Origin of the sequence: Rhizobium sp. BR 315 (assembly GCF_050577975.1) — a bacterium.
Classification (GTDB): domain Bacteria; phylum Pseudomonadota; class Alphaproteobacteria; order Rhizobiales; family Rhizobiaceae; genus Rhizobium; species Rhizobium miluonense.
Window position 1 is genome coordinate 22,696 of record NZ_JARWKZ010000030.1, and the last position, 15,172, is coordinate 37,867.

At 59.8% G+C, this 15,172-nt stretch carries 14 protein-coding genes, 1 pseudogene and 1 riboswitch; of the genes and pseudogenes, 3 read left to right on the forward strand and 12 right to left on the reverse strand.

Annotated elements, in window-relative coordinates; translation table 11 throughout:
- The first annotated feature begins 96 nt into the window (after nucleotides 1–96).
- From QD409_RS23585 to QD409_RS23595, 3 genes are read left to right on the forward strand one after another with little or no spacing between them, the layout of a single operon-like run.
- Entirely contained in the window at nucleotides 97–1,248 is a 1,152-nt protein-coding gene (locus QD409_RS23585) for a PspA/IM30 family protein (RefSeq protein ID WP_430763807.1), read from the forward strand.
- A gap of 3 nt (nucleotides 1,249–1,251) precedes the next feature.
- Nucleotides 1,252–1,905 carry an OB-fold-containig protein gene (locus QD409_RS23590; protein WP_430763808.1) on the forward strand — a complete coding sequence of 218 codons (654 nt, stop codon included), beginning with the start codon at nucleotides 1,252–1,254 and terminating at the stop codon, nucleotides 1,903–1,905.
- A complete protein-coding gene (locus QD409_RS23595) occupies nucleotides 1,902–3,623 on the forward strand; it encodes a flotillin family protein (protein ID WP_430763809.1) in 1,722 nt (573 codons plus the stop codon). The genes QD409_RS23590 and QD409_RS23595 overlap by 4 nt, the downstream gene beginning before the upstream one ends.
- A gap of 82 nt (nucleotides 3,624–3,705) precedes the next feature.
- On the opposite strand, the gene QD409_RS23600 is transcribed toward QD409_RS23595, so the two are convergent.
- The 12 genes and pseudogenes from QD409_RS23600 to QD409_RS23655 form a co-directional block, all read right to left on the reverse strand.
- A complete protein-coding gene (locus QD409_RS23600) occupies nucleotides 3,706–4,551 on the reverse strand; it encodes an aspartyl/asparaginyl beta-hydroxylase domain-containing protein (RefSeq protein ID WP_092853567.1) in 846 nt (281 codons plus the stop codon).
- Between the two features lie 301 nt (nucleotides 4,552–4,852).
- Nucleotides 4,853–5,230 (reverse strand): annotated as a pseudogene (gene crcB, locus QD409_RS23605) (fluoride efflux transporter CrcB).
- A gap of 23 nt (nucleotides 5,231–5,253) precedes the next feature.
- A complete protein-coding gene (locus tag QD409_RS23610) occupies nucleotides 5,254–6,624 on the reverse strand; it encodes a voltage-gated chloride channel family protein (RefSeq protein WP_430763810.1) in 1,371 nt (456 codons plus the stop codon).
- Nucleotides 6,625–6,739: 115 nt separating this feature from the next.
- Nucleotides 6,740–6,828: riboswitch (Fluoride riboswitch) on the reverse strand.
- A 63-nt stretch (nucleotides 6,829–6,891) separates the two neighbouring features.
- The gene (locus QD409_RS23615) at nucleotides 6,892–7,719 is read right to left on the reverse strand and encodes a class I SAM-dependent methyltransferase (RefSeq protein WP_092853563.1); all 828 of its coding nucleotides are present in this window, start codon (nucleotides 7,717–7,719) and stop codon (nucleotides 6,892–6,894) included.
- 41 nt (nucleotides 7,720–7,760) lie between these two features.
- A complete protein-coding gene (locus tag QD409_RS23620) occupies nucleotides 7,761–8,804 on the reverse strand; it encodes a Gfo/Idh/MocA family protein (RefSeq protein ID WP_430763811.1) in 1,044 nt (347 codons plus the stop codon).
- Nucleotides 8,805–8,812: 8 nt separating this feature from the next.
- Nucleotides 8,813–9,598 (reverse strand): ThuA domain-containing protein, encoded by a 786-nt coding sequence (locus QD409_RS23625; protein ID WP_430763812.1) that lies wholly within the window; start codon nucleotides 9,596–9,598, stop codon nucleotides 8,813–8,815.
- A gap of 162 nt (nucleotides 9,599–9,760) precedes the next feature.
- A complete protein-coding gene (locus tag QD409_RS23630; protein WP_092853557.1) occupies nucleotides 9,761–10,102 on the reverse strand; it encodes an SMR family transporter in 342 nt (113 codons plus the stop codon).
- 20 nt (nucleotides 10,103–10,122) lie between these two features.
- Nucleotides 10,123–10,686 (reverse strand): TetR/AcrR family transcriptional regulator, encoded by a 564-nt coding sequence (locus QD409_RS23635; RefSeq protein WP_092853555.1) that lies wholly within the window; start codon nucleotides 10,684–10,686, stop codon nucleotides 10,123–10,125.
- 95 nt (nucleotides 10,687–10,781) lie between these two features.
- Nucleotides 10,782–11,870, reverse strand: coding sequence for an ABC transporter ATP-binding protein (locus QD409_RS23640; protein ID WP_430763813.1), 1,089 nt, complete (start codon nucleotides 11,868–11,870; stop codon nucleotides 10,782–10,784).
- 94 nt (nucleotides 11,871–11,964) lie between these two features.
- Nucleotides 11,965–12,840 (reverse strand): carbohydrate ABC transporter permease, encoded by an 876-nt coding sequence (locus QD409_RS23645; RefSeq protein WP_092853551.1) that lies wholly within the window; start codon nucleotides 12,838–12,840, stop codon nucleotides 11,965–11,967.
- A 1-nt stretch (nucleotide 12,841) separates the two neighbouring features.
- Nucleotides 12,842–13,747 (reverse strand): carbohydrate ABC transporter permease, encoded by a 906-nt coding sequence (locus tag QD409_RS23650; RefSeq protein ID WP_092853550.1) that lies wholly within the window; start codon nucleotides 13,745–13,747, stop codon nucleotides 12,842–12,844.
- Between the two features lie 70 nt (nucleotides 13,748–13,817).
- Nucleotides 13,818–15,083 (reverse strand): ABC transporter substrate-binding protein, encoded by a 1,266-nt coding sequence (locus tag QD409_RS23655; RefSeq protein WP_092853548.1) that lies wholly within the window; start codon nucleotides 15,081–15,083, stop codon nucleotides 13,818–13,820.
- Between the last annotated feature and the right edge of the window lie 89 nt (nucleotides 15,084–15,172).

The window sequence follows — 15,172 nt, forward strand, 5'->3', positions numbered from 1 at the left end:
CAAGTTTTTGCAACCTATGCGGCCCATGCTTCATTACAATTCATCCATCTTTGCCTGTGCAATCCCTTGAAAAGCACCTGAGCGGTACTTTACTTGATGTGCATGGCCAAGGCACCTGCTCCAGCGCATCCGACGCATCTGCGATACGAACTTGCCCCCGATGTAACGGCACGACAGGCAATGGAGGAGACCTTCGCCGCATACAGGCAGATGATGACGCTGCTAACAGAGATCGTTCCGGACAGAACTGGCGCGAATCTGGTTACGCTTCATGAGCTTGCTTATGAAACCATCCGCGAACGCACCGCCTTGCCCGCGCGCCTCGTAACACTCGGCCTGCGCGTTTTTGCGGTCAGTAGAGGTGATTTGGCAGACACCAACCGCCTGCCTCTCGATGAAAAACTCTTTGCCATCAAGGGCCCGTCAGACCTGACAATCTCGACGGTGCGCGGCCGCGTCGCCGTGCCCTTCGATGTGGCCGGTTATTTCAAGGGCTGGGAGAGCGTCTTTCCCGCCTATTTGATCGCCGATGACGGCCACTACGCGATTCACATCGGCGTAACGCCCAACTCCCGCCGAACGGAGGAAAACATCATGACGAACGAAGGCATTCTTTCCCGCATGGGGCGGCTGATCGCCGGCCTCGCCAACACCGCCATCGACAAGGTGGAAGGCACAAACAAGATCGCGGTCATCGAGCAGGCTTTGCGGGAGATCGATGCAGCCGCAGACGATGCCCGCGCCGATCTGGGCAAGGCACGTGCAGAGGAATACCGCATTCAGAGCCGCCGCAACGAAATCGTCGATGACCTCGCAGCCCTCGACGACAAGATCCGGCTTGCCGTCTCCACCGACCGCGACGATCTCGCCAAGGCTGGCGTCGCCCGCCAGATCGACCTCGAAGCCCAGATTGCCGCGCTCGACAAGGCGCTGGCAGATGCGAACGAGCAGATCGACGAGGGCCAGAAGGCGTTGCAGGCTGTGCTTGCCACCCGCCGTGAAGCGGAAGCGCGTCTGGTCGATTTCAAGCGCAGCATTGCCCGCCACACGCCAGAGGAAGCAACAGGCGGAAATCCGCGTGCAACGTCGACGTCCGGCGCTGCGCGCGCAGCAGCCGCGGTCTCCCGCCTGACCGGCGTGCCGGCTGGCGAACCCGCAACCAGTGCCGAGCTCGACGAGCTCGACCGCCTGCACCGGGAGCAGGCTATCGAAGCACGCCTTGCCCGCTTCAAGGCCAACGGCCAGTAAACGATGCACCTGTTTCTCGCACCCGAATGTGCGCCCTTTGCCATTGCGGCAATGATCCTGATCGGACTGACCGTCATCGAAATCCTGTCGATGCTGCTCGGCTTCTCATTGAGCGAACTCATCGGCAAGCCGCATTTCGATGGGCATGCAGGCGTACTCGCCGGCCTGCTTTCCTGGATCAATATCGGCGGTGTGCCGCTGCTGATCCTGATCATGCTGCTGCTCGGCATGTTCGCCATCACCGGCTTCGCCGTACAGACGGTCGCCGATAGTATCTCTGCACCGCTGCCGGCAATCGTCGCGGCCCTTCCCGCCACCGTTCTCACCATTCCGCTGGTGAGAGGCTCAACCCGTACCATCGCGCGGCTCATCCCCCGCGATGAAAGCTATGCCGTCGACACCGCGGATTTCGTCGGCCGCACCGGCACGGTTACCATCGGCCCTCTGGATCAGGGCCTGCCCGGCCGCGTCAGCGTCAAGGATGCCTATGGCAACTGGCATCAGCTGCGCGCCAGCGCCGCCAAGGGCGAAAACCCTTTGCCGATCGGCGCGAAAGTTCTGCTTGTGGACCGCAAGGCCGACATCTTCGTCGCAGTTTCCGCCCCATCGGACCTTATGGAGTCCGGTGATAAATCCTCTACGGAGCAACCTTCATGACCGACCTTTACGACCTTATAGTTCCCGCAGGCATCGGCGTCGTCCTGATCCTCGGGATCGGCTTTGTCCTTGCCTCGCTCTATGTCCGCTCGAGCCGGGATGAAGCCTATGTGCGGACCGGCCTCGGCGGTCAGAAAGTCGTCCTCGACGGCGGTTCCGTCGTCCTGCCGATCTTCCACTCGATCGCCCGCGTCAACCTCAAGACCTTGCGCCTGGAAGTCCAGCGCGGCGAGAATGACGCGCTGATCACCAAAGACCGCATGCGCGTCGATATCGGCGCCGAGTTCTACGTCCGCGTTAAGCCAGACAGCTCTTCCATCGCTCTTGCCGCACAAACGCTCGGCAGCCGCACCAACGACAGCGAGCAACTGCGCCAGTTGATCGAAGCAAAATTCGTCGACAGCCTGCGTTCGGTTGCGGCCACGATGAACCTCGATGCGCTGCAGGAACAACGCATGGACTTCGTCAAAGCCGTGCAGGATGCCGTCGGTTCCGACCTGCAGTCCAACGGTCTCGAACTGGAATCCGTGTCGCTGACACGCCTCGACCAGACCGATATCAAGCACTTCAATGCCAACAACTTCTTCGACGCGCATGGTCTTGCCGCGCTGACCCGCGTTACCGAAGCGCGCAAGAAGGAACGCAACGAGGTCGTCCGCGATACCGAAGTCGCCATCGCCCAGAAGGACCTAGAGGCCCGTCAGCAGTCGTTGACGATCGAGCGGACGAAGCGCGAAGCCGAGCTGAACCAGCAGCGCGACATCGCCAACAAATCAGCCGCAACCCGCGCTGAAACCGCGCAGCAGGAACAGGCCGCCAAGCGCGCGGAAGAGGAAGCCCGCATCGCGGCTGAACAGGCGATCGCCGAGCGCGAGGCGGCAGCAAAGCAGGCCCGCGAATCCGCCAACATCGACTCGACCCGCGCAGTACAGCAGCGCGACACCGAAGCCCGCCGCGACATTCAGATCGTCGCGCAGGAAAGCGCCATTGCGGTTTCCAACAAGAGCCGTGAGGAGTCGGAAGCCAAGGCGAAGGCAGAAGCTGCCCGCGCACTCGCTATCGCTGCCGAAGAAAAGGTCGGCACCGCCAAGGCCGTTGAGATTGCAGAACGTGAAAAGCAGATCGCCGTGATCGACGCGCAGAAGCGCGCTCAGACCCAGGCAACCGCCGTCACGATTGCGGCAGAAGCCGAAAAGCAGGCGGCGACCGACCAGGCGGAGGCCATCAAGACGCTGGCAACGGCTGAAGCGGATGCCGCGATCATCAAGGCCAAGGGCATTCTGGAAACCGGTAAGGCGACAGCCGAAAGCGAGGCGCTGCTCAACGAAGCCCGCAACAAGCTCAGCCCCGCCATCATCGAATTCGAGATCACCCGCGAGCGCATCCGCATCGTGCCCGCCGCTCTTGCCGAGGCCGTCAAGCCGATCGAGAAGATCTCTGATATCAGGATCTTCGACACCGGTGGCATGCTCGGCCGCAACGGCAACGGTGCCACTGGCGGCAGTGGCGTCGGCCTCGGTGAAGGCCTTGCCGGCCAGCTGCTCTCCTACCAGGCGAACAAGCCGATCCTCGACCGCTTGCTCAAGGAGGCCGGCTTCGACGGCGACAATGCCATCTCGGCGCTGCTCGGCAAGCTGGACGGCAAATCCGCTGCGGCTGAGCCAGAAGAAGAGTATTACGAAGAGGACGACGCCGAAGAGACGGATAAGCCTGCTTAACGCTTGCCTCTGATCGACAAAAATAAAACCCCGGAATCCGCAAGGGTTCCGGGGTTTTCGTTAAACTCGCCGGCCAAGGTGATCAGGCCTTCGGGCGATTTCTGAATGCCTCTGCTTCGGCGTAGAACTTCTTTTCCCATTCCTTGTGATTGTCGAGGCCTTCCTTGATGAAGGGCGTGAAGATCGCCAGGTTCATCAGGGCCCAGTTGACGATGCGGGCCGGGAACTTCAGCGGCTTTACGAAATCGACGAAGAGCACCACGCGGGTCTTGTCGGAATGGTTCCAGGCTTCGTGCTCATAAGCGTCGTCGAAAATCAGCGCCTTGCCTTCCTGCCAGTGGCAAACCTGCTTGTCGACGCGGATAGCAAGTTTCTCGTTCGGCTCCGGCACGATGAGGCCGAGATGCAGGCGAAGCACGCCGTTATAGGGACCGCGATGGGCCGGAAGATGCTTGCCTGGCTCGAAGATCGAGAACATTGCTGTCGTCAGGCCGGGGATCTTCTGCACGGCCGCCCAGGTATTCGGGCACGCCTTGATGTTCTGCTCGGACTTCACGCCGAAACCGAGAAGGAAGAAGGTCTTCCAGCGGGTATCGGTCGAAATCGTCTTTACGTCGGTGGAGATGTCCTGGAAAGTCGGCAGCTCGCTCTGGCGCAGCAGTACCTTTTCCAGCTCGGCGCGGATTGCGGGGTAATCCTTCTCGATCTCTGCAGCCCAAGGGAAGGTCGCCGTATCATAAACAGGCGGATTGCCGAGCTTGGCATATTTCAGATTGAGGCTTTCGGCCCAGGCGACGATGCCCATGAAGAAGCGCGTCATGGCGCTGGGGCGATCCATCGGCGCAATGCCGGCCGTGCCAAAGGTCTGTTCCGGAGCATGGGATTGGTTGGAAGTGGGAGCAGGTGCGCTCAAGGGGCTCTCCGTCATGTCTGTCTTTAAGGGCTGCCTAGGAGGAAGTTGCCGGCCCGGAGGAACGCAAATCCCGAAGGGGTGCCAGGCTTAAAACTTGGGATATTCGCCTGTCCCTCCCGATTGACACCCAACTCCTTTGTTATGCGATGATTACAATAGCCGATTATATGAGTTGATTAGTCGAATTTCGCAAGAGAGTCCGTTCGCAACGAGCGGTAGTTTGTCATGGACAGAATCCTTAGCGATTCCCGGAGGCATTCACCTCAGAATCGGCAAAAATGCGGCGAAATCTGCCGACACAATTTCGTTACGCCGTTTAAGGCTGAATTATTAGCCGGACAATTGCAAATCCCGCTATCAACACCACAATCGATGGGAAAACGGACAAGAAAATATACGCGATGGACGGTATCCACTGGCCGCGCTCCCATAGCACCCACGCTTTCCAGCGCAAAGGTCGAAAATGTCGTGAACCCGCCAAGAACGCCGGTTGTCAGGAACAACCGCACCTCCTGCGACATACGCCGCAAAGGTGAAATACTCGGTCAGCAGCCGCATGACGAACGCCCGAGCACATTGATGATGAGCGTGCCGAACGGAAATTCGACCCCGAGCAGGCGAGCGACCGCCTCGTTGATGCTGAGACGGAATGCCTGCCCAATCCTGCACCGAGAAACACGACGAAATAGAGCACGACAGCCTCCAGTCGACCTTGTTTCAAAGCTTTTCGATCTTGTGGACATTTTCCCGCCGCGTTTCCAAGCCGCGTTCGCGGATATGGCGAAGCGGCACATCCGCGGGGATGTGACTGGAAGCAGCACCCTTCACGATGCCGAGACGCTGCGACAGATAGATGCTGGTATGGCCGCTGCAGATATAGGCAAGGAAGCAGGCGACGGCGAGATAGACGGTGTGCGTCGCGCCGAACAGCTCGACACCCATGATCATGCAGGCGAGCGGCGTGTTGGTAGCGCCGGCAAAGACGGCAACAAAGCCCAATGCGGCAAAGAGATCAGCCGGCGCGCCGAGAATGGCGGCAAGCGCGTTGCCGAGCGCCGCACCGATGAAGAACAGCGGCGTCACCTCGCCGCCCTTGAAGCCGGCGCTGAGCGTTACGATCGTAAAGACCGCCTTCCAGAACCAGCTCCAGTAATCGACACGAGCCGGATCGAAAAAGCCGAGGATCGTTGCATCGGCGGGATTGGGCGACCAGACGCCAAGCCCGAGATATTCCCGCGTGCCGAGCAGATAGACGAGGCCGATCAGGATCGCACTGGCGACGACGGGCCGCAGCGGCGCATAGGCGCATAACCGCTTGAAGGCCGCCGACGCCCTATGCGAGACCTCGCTGAATGAGCGCGCCATCAAGCCGAACACGACACCTGCGACGCCGACCTTGAGGAGCAGCAGCGCATCCAGATGGAAGGTGCTTGCCGGCGTACCGGCGAGATAGCCGATCTGATACTGGATATGCTCGATACCCCAGGCATGGCAGGTCCAGTCGGCCGCGATCGCCGCCGCAAGGCCGGGGATCAGGGCTTCATATTGCATTCGCCCGATCGTCAGCACTTCGAGCGCAAAGACCGCACCCGCGATCGGCGTACCGAAGACCGCGCCGAAGCCGGCGGCAATGCCGGCCATGAGGAGGATCCGGATCTCGGCATGGCTGAGCCGGGAGATCCTCGCGAAGGCGCTCGCAATGCTGCCGCCGAGCTGCACCGCCGTCCCCTCGCGCCCCGCCGAACCCCCGACCAGATGCGTCAGAACCGTCGAGACCAGAATGAGGGGCGCCATGCGCAAAGGCACGCCGCCGCCGGGCTCGTGGATCTGATCGACAATCAGATTGTTGCCGCCTTCCGACCCGCGGCCAAAATGCTGGTAGACCAGGACCATCAGGAAGCCGGCTACCGGCATCAGGAAGATCAGCCAGGGATGGTCGAAGCGCGTTGCAGTCGCTTTGTCCAGGCTCCAAAGAAAAAGCGCGCAGAGCGAGCCGACGACGACAGCCATCGGCACGACCAGAAGGATCCATTTGAACAGGCTGCGAAATTGCTGAAAGCGATGATGAAAATATGCGGATGCGGACATCATTTTGCCCCTCCCGCGAAGCCGACGGACGGTTTCCCGGGGATACAGGATAGGAAACATGCGTGAGATAACGGCAAGAAAACGGACACGACTCTACTCCTTCGCCCTTCAGGCGTCTCGAGTAGGAGTCATCAGCTTCCCTGGAAATATCAGAGCAGCGGTTCGGCCACCATGGCCCGGCAGAAATCCATTACCGTTGAGATTTCAATACAGAAATACGCCCACCGCTGTCAATGTGCCGCACTTGAGCACGCCGGATGCATTCCGTCACACCGCCCGAGCAATCATCTCGATCGGCGCGAGCAGCCCTGCTTCCACCGACATGTTGACATTGCTGCTCCGCTCACTCGCCCGCGGCCCCATCACTGTTCGGAATCCCGGGTCTCGCCCCTCGCCTGCCGCAGCTTTGGCGCGCGCCTCATGCGCCAGCCGGATCGCCAATGCGCTGCGATCCCGCTCCAGCTCCACCGCAAAGCCGGCTTCTTCGAGTAGATGGCGATAGACATCGGAGCTGCAGACGAAGCTCGTTTCCGGCTCCATCGCCCAGGGCATCGGATAAGGTAGTGTGCCCTCGCGCATCTGCATAATTTCATAGAGCCCGAACCGGCCACCCGGCTTGAGAATGCGGCGGATCTCTGCAAACAGCCTCGCCTTGTCCTCGATATTCATGCCGACATGAATGAGCGTCGTGCGGTCGAAACTGCCGCTCTCGAAGGGCAAGTCCAAGGCGCTTCCCTGCCGGAAGGATACCAGATCCGCCAGACCGCAAAGGGCTGTCAGCGACTTGGCGACCTGAACGAATTCTTCGGTGAGATCGATACCCGATACCGCGCATCCGTAGGAGTCGGCAAAATGGCGGGCAGGCCCGCCGAGCCCCGATCCGATATCGGCAAGCCGCAGACCGGCGGAAAGATCGAGATCGAGCGCGAACTCCACCGTGGCGGCATGACGCCCGAGGTGGAACTCATCGACACCGGCGAGGTCCCTAAGGCGCAGATTGTCGATATCCTTGCCACTGGTCGACAGGATTTGCAGGATCGCCGTTTCCAGCGATCCATGCGTGTAGTGGCTGGCAACTTTTTCCTCGGTGGACATGCATGCACTCCCAAGGTTTTGCCTGAAGGTGGCCTATGACATCAGACCTTCAGTTCGCGCCGCTCCGTTTCCGTTACCATGGCAAGATCCAGCACGCGCTGCAAGTTGGCTGCGTGGCGGAAGCTCGGATCCTGGCTGCTGCCGGTCATGACGGCATCGGCAAACCGCTGGTAGTTGGTCGGGACCGCCGGCACCTCGATGACCCTCCACGTCGCCGTTTCGGTATCATCACCAAGGCAACCGCACAGTTCGGAGCCGTTCGGGCTGTGGGTCACTTCCAGGCCGCCGCGCTCGCCGTAGATGCGAAGCTTCAGCTCGTTCAGATGTCCCGTTGCCCAGCGGCTCGCATGCACGACGCCGAGCGCACCGTTGGCAAAGTCGACCGACATCGAGAAGCTGTCGTTCGCGTCAAGCGTATACTCGCCGATACGCTCGCCAGGCGCCTTGGCGAAGGTCTTGAGGCGGGCGAAGACGTGATCGATATCCGTCGCTGCACCATAAGCGGCGAAATCGAGAATATGAATGCCGATATCGCCGAGAACGCCGTTCGAGCCGTGACCGGTCGACAGGCGCCAGAGCCATTTGGATTCGCTGCGCCAATCGCCCCATGCCTTGGAGACGAGCCAGCTCTGCAGATAGGACGCCTCCACATGCTTGACCGTGCCGATCTCACCCGAGATCACCATCTCGCGCGCCTTCTGCAGCTGCGCAACATTGCGATAGGTCAGATTGACCATATTGACGACCCCTGCCCTCTCGGCAGCTTCCGTCATCTCGAGCGCCTTTTCATAATTCTCCGCGAGCGGCTTCTCGCAGAGAACGTGCTTGCCGGCGGCAAGCAACGGCAGGGTCGTCGGATGGTGAGCCTTGTCCGGCGTGACATTGGTCACCGCATCGAACTCGCCCCAGGCCAGCGCCTCGTCGAGCGACGAAAAGCGCTTATTGATGTCGAACATATCGCAAAAGGCGGTGAGCCTCGTCGCGTCAGTATCGACGGCGCCGACGATTTCGACGCCAGAAATGCGGGCGAAATGCTCCACGTGGTTCTTCGCCATGCCGCCCGTGCCAACTACTATGAGACGCATATGATACCTCAGCGATAACCGGCTTCGCCGGCCTGGTGCAGTTTCGGACCACGCTCGACGATCGGCTCCAACGCCGTCTCGACCGGCACGTTGGGCGCATCATGGATGCTGGCCTGAGTGCCGAGCGGATTGTGGGCCCACTTCACGGAATTGATCAGCACCTTGTGGACCGTGGCGTCGTGATAGGTCGGGTAGGTCTCATGGCCAGGGCGGAAATAGAAGATGTTGCCGGCACCGCGGCGCCAGGTCATGCCCGAGCGGAAAACTTCGCCGCCCTGGAACCAGGAGATGAACACGGTTTCCAGCGGCTCCGGAACGGAGAACTGCTCACCGTACATTTCCTCGTTCTCGAGCTCAAAATGCTCGCCCAGACCAGCCGCGATCGGATGGCGCGGATTGATGACCCAGAGGCGCTCGCGCTCACCGGCCTCGCGCCATTTCAGCGCGCAAGGCGTGCCCATCAGGCGCTTGAAGACCTTGGAGAAATGGCCGGAATGCAGGACGATGAGGCCCATGCCCTCCCACACGCGCTTGGCGACGCGCTCGACCACTTCGTCGTTAACGGCGCCATGGTCCTTGTGACCCCACCACAGCAGGACGTCGGTGTCTTTCAGGCGCGCTTCGCTAAGACCATGCTCCGGCTCCTGCAACGTTGCAGTGGTTGCCTGGATACCGGCATCGGCATTCAGCGCCTTGGCGATGGTGTTGTGCATGCCTTCCGGATAGATCTCGGCGACGACTTTGTTTGTTTGCTCATGAATGTTCTCGCCCCAAACGACGGCACGAATAGTCATTACGGCACTCCTCTAATTCTATTGGGATTGAATAGGTTTACGATCCAAAGCGCTTTGGGAAAGCGCCGTACTTCAAACCTTCATCAGCCTGCTTTGTAGAGACATAGAACCTTCAAAGCGATTTGACAAAGGCAAAAACGGCCATGAACAACACCTCTGTTTTCAGTGCGACACGGATTTTGAAAAGAGATTGACGACGAGCACGCCGGCAATGATCAACCCCAGGCCGATGACGGCGGCAAGGTCGAGTTTCTGACGGAACAGCACGAACCCCACCACGGAAATCAGCACGATGCCGAGCGCGCTCCAGATAGCGTAGGCGATGCCCACCGGGATGACCCGCAACGTTACCGAAAGGCAATAGAAGGCCGCCGTGTAGCAAACCACCAGAACGATCGTCGGACCGAGGCGGGTGAACTGCTGCGACATCTGCAACGCCGTCGTGCCGATCACCTCCAGCACGATCGCAACCAGCAGCATTGCATAGACAGATGCGTTCGCCATTCCCATGTCTCCGACGATTCCTAGAGGTGTGTGAGCTCGACAAGCCGCCCGATGAGCGTCGCGCGCGCGTTTGCGTCCATGTCGTGACTACCGAGCAGGTCCGCAAGCCAGATCCCATCGGCCGCCAACCTGACGATTGCCGCGTCCACCGAGGAATCCGTACCGACATATTCCTCGCTGCGCTCGCGCACCCACTCGTGCCAGCGCTGCCGCAATTGCGGCTCGGTAAGCAGCACCATCGTCACCTGCGCCCAGTCCTTGTTGCCCTGCGGCTGATCGCGCAGTGCCAGGCACGCATGCAGGTAACCGCGGGTAAAGCGACCATGCGGCAATGGATCCGCGCGCATCGCTTCCTCGATTGCAGCATCCAGCCGCTCCAGCAGGCTGTCGAACAGCGCTTCGAGAAGCATGTTCTTGCTGGGGAAGTGATGCAGCAGGCCACCCTTGCTCACCCCGGAGGCGCCGGAAACGGCATCCAGCGTCACCGCAGCCATTCCCTTTTCGGAAGCAAGCCGCGCCGCGACCTCCAGCAACTGCTGGCGGACGAACAAAGGCTGCTTCTTCCTGTGGTGCGCTGTGGACATGGCGACATAACATACCAATTGGACGGTTTCGTCAATCAACTAATCGGCGGTCCGAAAACCCATGAGTTCCGGACCTCATCAAAGCCATCCTCCTCTCAAATCACACTATGATGCGCGACATCATTTTCATCGAAAATCGACACTTTTGCAGCATCGACGGTGAACGCAATCGGCGAGCCGGTAGTGATGGTGGTCATGCCCGGATCCGTGCCGATGATTTTGGAACCGTCCCTGAGCCGGACGTGAACGAGTGAACGGTCGCCGAGGCGCTCCACGGTCTCGACCTGCCCGCCAATATCGCCCTTCTCCGCCGCTGTGACGACCAGATGCTCCGGGCGGATGCCAAGCGCCAGCCCGGAATTCGAAATGCCGTTGAGCCCGACCGCCGTCTTGATGACCGATCCATCAGGCAACGTCGCCGTCGCCAATCCGCCCGCCTCGCCGATGCCAGCTATATTGATGAAGTTCATGCCCGGTGAGCCGACGAACTGGGCGACATAGCGTGTCGCAGGGCGCGTGTAGATCTCGACAGGCGAAGCGACTTGCTCGATCTTCTTGTTGTTGAGCAGCACGATACGGTCGGCAAGCGTCATCGCCTCTACCTGATCGTGGGTGACGAACACCATCGTTGCACCCAGCCGCTCATGCAGCTGCGCCAGCTCGACGCGCGTACGAGTGCGCAGGCCGGCGTCGAGGTTGGAGAGCGGCTCGTCGAAGAGGAAGACATCAGGCTCGCGCACGATGGCGCGGCCGATCGCAACACGCTGGCGCTGGCCGCCTGATAGAGCCGAAGGCTTGCGATCCAGAAGGTGCGGCATTTCGAGGATCTTCGCCGCCGCCTCGATGCGCCTGGCGATCTCGGTCTTCGGCGTCTTGATGTTACGCAGGCCGAAGGACATGTTGTCGCGAACCGTCATGTGCGGATAGAGCGCATAGGATTGGAACACCATCGATACGCCGCGCTCGCCGGGCGGCAACTGATCGACCCGCCGTCCGCCGATCCAGATCTCGCCGCTGGTGATCGACTCCAGACCGGCGATCATACGCAGCAATGTCGACTTACCGCAGCCCGAACCGCCGAGGAAGACGACGAACTCGCCACGCTCGATCGTCAGATCGATGTCGTTCAGAACCTGCACGGCACCGAAATGCTTGGTGAGGGACTTGATGTTGATGCCTGCCACTTTGCTCCTCCTGCGGAAAAATCGAACTTCGTCAGACTTGCCATTCATCGCGCCCGGCCCGACGATCACAGTCGGAACGAGGCTTCCGCATTGGTTATTTGACGGCACCTGCGGCGACACCGCGCGTCAGGGTCCGTTGGAAAATCAGGAAGAAGATCACCGTCGGCGTAATGCCGAGCAGCGAGGCCGCCGCAATCGCGGTCGGCTCCTGCGTATTGGCACCCGACAGCACGCCCATGGCGACGGAAACCGTCTGGTTGTTGTTGGAAACCAGGAACACCAGCGGGATCAGGAACTCGTTCCAAGTCCAGATGAAGAAGAAGGTCGCCAGCACCGCAAGCGTCGGCCGCAGCACCGGCACGATGACCATCCAAAGGATCTGCCAGCGCGTAGCATTGTCGATCTGCGCCGCCTCGATGATTTCGCGGGGGAAGGTCGCCAGCACCGAAGACAGAAGATAGGTCCCGAAGGCGGTGTGCAGCACGCCGATGATCAGGATCACCGAGAGCATCGAATCGAACAGGCCGACCTGCTTGGACATGTAGTAGAGCGGATAGACCAAGGCTTCCTGCGGCGCCATGATCGAGATCAGCAGGATGACAAGCATCACCTGTCCGCCGCGTACGCGGCCGATGCCGATGGCATAGGCGTTCAGCAGGCTGAGAACGACGGCCAATATCGCAGTACATCCACTGATGAGAATGCTGTTGAAGAGCTTTCGGGGGAAATCGACATTCATCCAGAAGTTCTTGAGCGCTGTCAGGTCGAAGCTATGCGGAAAGGCAAGCGGGCCATTGGCGGCATAGTCGGAAGGCGTCTTTATGGCATTGAAGGCGGCCAGGAAGAACGGAAACAGCGTACCCGCAAGGAAAACAAGCAGGATAGCCAGAACGACCCATCGGCCAATCCCTTTCTTCTGGCCGTGATGCACCGAAACAACCGGGGCGGAAATCGAAGACGTCATCGCCATGTCAGTGCCCTCCCTCGGCCTGTTTCGATTGCATGCGCAGGAACACGACGCCGAGTATGATGGTGATGACGGTCTGCAGCGTCGCAATGGCCGCAGCATAGCCAACACGGTTCGTCGTGAAGAAATGATAGTAGGACAGATAGGATGGCACCGTGGTCGCATTGTCGGGTCCGCCCGACGTCAGCACGTAGATCGGCGCAAAAACCTTGAGTGCCGCGATCAGCGTCGTCAGCGCCACCACGAAAATCTCAGGCATGAGCATCGGAATGGTGATGGAGCGGAAGCGCCCGAACCAGCTCGCATTGTCGAGTTCGGCCGCCTCGTAGAGCGAAGGGTCGACGCGCGCCAATCCGGACATGAACACGACAAGGCAGTAGCCGACCTGGACCCAGACGATGACGGCGGAAACGGCCCAAAGCGCATAGTTTGCGTCTCCCAGCCAGTTCTTGGCGAGGAAATCAAGCCCAATGGTTTTCAATACCGCGTTGATAATGCCGATGGGGTTGAGGATCCACCCCCAAAGGACACCGGCCGCGGTCAAGGGCAGAATCTGCGGCAGGTAGAAACCGGCGCGGAAGAAACTCGACCACGTCTCGCTGAATTGCGCACTGATATAGTCGAACAGCACCGCCGCCAGCACCAACCCCAGGAGGATGGGCACGATGGTCATCGAAATGATGAACAGCAGTGTATGCTGGATCGAACTCCAAAAGAGGCTGTCCAGCAGCAATCTCTGATAGTTTTCAAAGCCGACATAGCGCGGCGGAATGACACCGCCCTTCCATGTCGTGAAGCTGATCACGAAATTGGCGATCAGCGGAATGAGCACCACCAGCACAAATCCCAGCATCCCGGGGATCATGTAGAAATAGTACCCCGCCCTGCCGGCGCTCTTCGACTTTTCCATCGAATTCCTCCAGTCCGATACGGCGGGTGGCATCAGAGCCGTCCCGCCGTTGTGATTGTCGCCGATGGTGTTATTGCGCCGCCTGCACGTCGTCGTAGGCCTTCTTCAGCCGTGCAGCCAATTGATCAGGTGGCGTGGAGCCGTTCACCAGGCCGGTAGTCGCCTGAATCAGCAGTTCGTAATAGCCGGGCACCGGCCAGTCCGGGTAGAAGCCGAGGCCGCCCTTGCTGGAAATCTGGTGGAAGAGTTCGACATTGCGCTTGCCGACCTCATCGGTGATGGCAGCCGGATCTGCATCAATAGCCACACCGCCAAGATTTGCCTGTTCGTTCTGATTGTCCTTGCTCAGCACCAGATCGATGAAATCATAGGCGAGATCCTTGTTCTTGGCGCTCTTTGGCACCATGAACATGCTGCCAGTTGAGCCGACGGTGTACTTCGTCGTCGGGAAAATGAACTGGCTCCATTTGAACGTCTTGATTGTGTTCGCAAAATTGCCGTTGTTCCAGGTACCGCTGACGAACATCGGCGCCTTGCCCGAAGAGAACACATTGGCGGCGTCCGTCCCCTTGAGGCCGGTCGAATCCTTCGAGATGTATCCCTTGCCCACCCAGTCAGCGATCTTCTGAGCAGCGAACAGGAAGGGCTTGGTATCGAGCGGCGCCTTGAGACCCTGATAATTCTTGACCCAGGTGTCATCGGCCTGCGTCAGTGCCAGCGTGTAGAGCAGATGCTGTGCGTTCGAATCCACCGTGCCGTAGGCAAGCGGTGTAATGCCCTTCTGCTTGAAGTGGTCGAGAGTCGCCTCAAACTCAGCCAGCGTCGTCGGCACCTTCAAGCCATCGGCCTGGAACATGTCGATGTTGTAGAAGACCGAGACGAACTCGCCAAGCGCTGGAATACCGATGATCGGACCCGAGCCATAGACGCCATTCTGGTCATATTTGCTGAGCTGCGTGTTGGTTTCGTTCAGGACCTTACCCCAGCCACGCTTCTTGAACTCATCATCGAGCGGCGTCAGCAGCCCCTGCGAGGCGACGAGGCCCGCTGTTGCGTTGCCCTTATTGTACTCGAGCACATCAGGCGCCTGATCCGAATTCAGGATAAGACTGCCGGCCTTCTGCAATTGATCGAAGGTTTTTTGCTCGAAATTGACGGTTACATCGGGATGTTTGGCCTTGAATACGCCGAGTGCCTTCGTCCAGGCTACCGCCTGAGGCGTGTCGGGCAGCTCGTACCACCAGACGTTAAATGTCTTGCCCTGGGCCTGCGCCACACCGGCAGCCAACAGAAGCGACATGCCGGCCGAGACCGCCAGCTTCGAAAAAATATTCATATGTTCTCCTCCACCTGCGAACCGTGACGGTTTCAGTCCGACGACATGGCCCGCGCTGCCATCGGGTTTTCCCTCATTTCTACCAAGCA

Bases quoted from the DNA above. Each gene is read 5' to 3' on its own strand.
- QD409_RS23595 (WP_430763809.1), top strand. From the start codon at position 1,902: ATGACCGACCTTTACGACCTTATAGTTCCCGCAGGCATCGGCGTCGTC.
- QD409_RS23655 (WP_092853548.1), bottom strand. From the start codon at position 15,083: ATGAATATTTTTTCGAAGCTGGCGGTCTCGGCCGGCATGTCGCTTCTG.
- QD409_RS23650 (WP_092853550.1), bottom strand. From the start codon at position 13,747: ATGGAAAAGTCGAAGAGCGCCGGCAGGGCGGGGTACTATTTCTACATG.
- QD409_RS23635 (WP_092853555.1), bottom strand. From the start codon at position 10,686: ATGTCCACAGCGCACCACAGGAAGAAGCAGCCTTTGTTCGTCCGCCAG.
- QD409_RS23630 (WP_092853557.1), bottom strand. From the start codon at position 10,102: ATGGCGAACGCATCTGTCTATGCAATGCTGCTGGTTGCGATCGTGCTG.
- QD409_RS23615 (WP_092853563.1), bottom strand. From the start codon at position 7,719: ATGTCCACCGAGGAAAAAGTTGCCAGCCACTACACGCATGGATCGCTG.
- QD409_RS23600 (WP_092853567.1), bottom strand. From the start codon at position 4,551: ATGACGGAGAGCCCCTTGAGCGCACCTGCTCCCACTTCCAACCAATCC.
- QD409_RS23610 (WP_430763810.1), bottom strand. From the start codon at position 6,624: ATGTCCGCATCCGCATATTTTCATCATCGCTTTCAGCAATTTCGCAGC.
- QD409_RS23625 (WP_430763812.1), bottom strand. From the start codon at position 9,598: ATGACTATTCGTGCCGTCGTTTGGGGCGAGAACATTCATGAGCAAACA.
- QD409_RS23620 (WP_430763811.1), bottom strand. From the start codon at position 8,804: ATGCGTCTCATAGTAGTTGGCACGGGCGGCATGGCGAAGAACCACGTG.
- QD409_RS23590 (WP_430763808.1), top strand. From the start codon at position 1,252: ATGCACCTGTTTCTCGCACCCGAATGTGCGCCCTTTGCCATTGCGGCA.
- QD409_RS23645 (WP_092853551.1), bottom strand. From the start codon at position 12,840: ATGGCGATGACGTCTTCGATTTCCGCCCCGGTTGTTTCGGTGCATCAC.
- QD409_RS23585 (WP_430763807.1), top strand. From the start codon at position 97: ATGTGCATGGCCAAGGCACCTGCTCCAGCGCATCCGACGCATCTGCGA.